We start from the raw sequence: 2,212 nt of genomic DNA on the forward strand, positions 1-2,212 counted from the left end.
GCGATGGTGGCCGACGCCAAGCTCTAGACTGAAGGAACCATGGATCGCAAGCTCGCACGCAAGAACGTCCGGTCGGGGATGATCACGACCGCCGTCGTCATGTTCATGTTCGGTATGACCTTCGTCGCCGCCTACATCTACGTCGCATGAGCGATCTCGAGCCCACCGTCCCCCCCGCCGGCGAGGAGATCTACCTCCCCGAAGGCAGCCTGCAGCCGCTGCTCCTGACCCTCGGGGTCACCGCCGCGCTGCTCGGCCTCACCGTCTCGTGGTACCTGTGCGGGGCCGGCGTGATCCTGTCCGTCTGGGTCATCGTCCGCTGGATCCAGGACACGCGCAAGGAGATCGACTCCTTCCCGGCGGACTCCGGCCACCACTAGCGCCGGACCGCCAGCGAGCAGGCCTCGAAGGGCGTCCGTGCAGGGCGCCCTTCTCTCGTTGGTGCCCTGTGCCGGACGAGCCCCCGCCCGGGACGACGCCGCGCGAGAGCACCGCCCCGGACCCCGGCTCGGGCGCGCGGCGGTGAACCGCCGCGCCGTGGATCGGTCGTGACCCGGCGGCGGCCCGTCAGGCGCGCACCGCCGGCGCGTCGCAGGTGGCGCCGTCACCGGTCCACACCCGCACGATGTCGCGCACCGACAGGACGCCGATGATGTCGCCCCCGTCGAGCACGATCAGGTGCCGGAAACCACCGGTGACCATCGCGGACGCCGCTTCCTCCAGCGACCAGTCGGGCGCGGCGTAGACGGTCTCGGTGGTGAGGTGCGCGCCGACGAGCTCGACGTCGGGATCCTCCCCCTGGCCGATGGAGCGCAGGATGTCGCGCTCCGTGATGATGCCCGGCCCGGCGGCCTCGGGATCGAGCACCACGGCCGCGCCGACGCCTCGAGAGCCCATCTGCCTCGCGGCTTCGCGGAGCGTGTGCCCGGGTCCGACGGTCAAGACTACGGTGCTCATACCCTCGCGTACCTGCATCCCCCGTCCTCTCTTTGTGTTGATCGTTGCAAGTCCACCGTACCCGGACAGGCGGCGCCAGACAACCCGCACCGGCGCCAACTCGTCTCCCGCGAACGTCGCCGCGCCAACTTGACACCCTGTCGGGCTAGGACGCATCCGGGCGGGTAGAGCCCTCGTAGGAACCCCGATGCAACGTCCAGCCACCGTCCGCCACCGCACCAGCCTCTACGACGAGGCGTGCTCGATCGTCGAGGCCGAGTACGGCGACGACCTCGCCCTCGACGACATCGCTCGACGTGTCGCCTCCTCCCGCCGCCAGTTGCAGCGCGCCTACGCGGAGATCGGCCAGACCACGTTCCGGGACCATCTGACGGCCGTCCGCATGGATCGCGCCGCCGATCTGCTGCGCGCCCGGACGCTGACGGTGCGGGAGATCGCGCAGCGCGTCGGCTACCGCCAGCCCGCGCAGTTCGCCAAGGCGTTCCGGCGCCAACACGGTCTCGCGCCCTCCGAGTACCGCGCCCGCGAGCGGTTCGCCGGACCGCAGGCTGCGGCGCAACTGGCGGCCTGAGACGGCACCGGCGCCCGTAGGGCGCCGCACCGTGCGACCCGGCCCCACCCGGTACACCCGGCCGGCGTAGGTACCTGGCGCACCGCAGCGCGTTGCGTCCCGTCCCCTCCGCCACATAGGATCGCGCTCAATGGGTGGAGACACGCGTAAGCCGCGCCGTCAGGCGATCGTGACCATGTTCGCGATCGGACTGGCCGCGTCAGTGCTGGGGATCATCTTCGGGCTGCTGATCGACTGGTTCCCAGCACAGGGCTCGACACAGGCCGACAAGATCGACACGTTGTGGGACGTCCTGCTGATCTGCTCCGTGCCGGTGTTCGTCCTCGTGACCTGCGTGGTCCTCTTCTCGATCGTCGAGTTCCGGCAGAAGCCCGGTGAGGAGAACCTGGACGGCCCGCCGATCCACGGCAACACCCGCCTGGAGATCATCTGGACGGCCATCCCGGCGGTCATGCTCGTGACGCTCTGCACCTACGCCGCGATCACTCTGCAGGACATCGAGGAGGCTCCGGCCAGCGGCCAGGAGGCGCGGGTCACGGTCACCGGCGAGCAGTTCACCTGGACCTTCGAGTACACCGGGGCGGACGGCAAGAAGTTCAGCACCAACCAGCTCTACGTCGAGCAGGGCAAGAGCGTGCGGTTCGACGTCAAGTCCAAGGACGTGATCCACGACTTCTGGGTCCC

At 69.6% G+C, this 2,212-nt stretch carries 4 protein-coding genes; 3 read left to right on the forward strand and 1 reads right to left on the reverse strand.

From position 1 onward, the window contains the following. The first annotated feature begins 146 nt into the window (after positions 1-146). Entirely contained in the window at positions 147-380 is a 234-nt protein-coding gene (locus tag ABYE80_RS20030) for a hypothetical protein (RefSeq protein WP_372792085.1), read from the forward strand. Positions 381-567: 187 nt separating this feature from the next. Here ABYE80_RS20030 and ABYE80_RS20035 read toward each other — a convergent pair whose 3' ends face one another. Continuing rightward, entirely contained in the window at positions 568-975 is a 408-nt protein-coding gene (locus tag ABYE80_RS20035; RefSeq protein ID WP_372792087.1) for a cyclic nucleotide-binding/CBS domain-containing protein, read from the reverse strand. A 169-nt stretch (positions 976-1,144) separates the two neighbouring features. On the opposite strand from ABYE80_RS20035, the gene ABYE80_RS20040 reads away from it, so the two are divergent. Continuing rightward, positions 1,145-1,528, forward strand: a complete 384-nt coding sequence (locus ABYE80_RS20040) for a helix-turn-helix transcriptional regulator (protein ID WP_372792089.1) — start codon at positions 1,145-1,147, stop codon at positions 1,526-1,528. Between the two features lie 130 nt (positions 1,529-1,658). After that, positions 1,659-2,212: cytochrome c oxidase subunit II transmembrane domain-containing protein (locus ABYE80_RS20045; RefSeq protein ID WP_372792091.1), on the forward strand; the 554-nt coding region annotated here is incomplete at its 3' end.

The organism is Paraconexibacter sp., assembly GCF_041602235.1.
Taxonomy (GTDB): domain Bacteria; phylum Actinomycetota; class Thermoleophilia; order Solirubrobacterales; family Solirubrobacteraceae; genus Paraconexibacter.

Bases quoted from the DNA above. Each gene is read 5' to 3' on its own strand.
- ABYE80_RS20035 (WP_372792087.1), bottom strand. From the start codon at position 975: ATGCAGGTACGCGAGGGTATGAGCACCGTAGTCTTGACCGTCGGACCC.
- ABYE80_RS20040 (WP_372792089.1), top strand. From the start codon at position 1,145: ATGCAACGTCCAGCCACCGTCCGCCACCGCACCAGCCTCTACGACGAG.
- ABYE80_RS20030 (WP_372792085.1), top strand. From the start codon at position 147: ATGAGCGATCTCGAGCCCACCGTCCCCCCCGCCGGCGAGGAGATCTAC.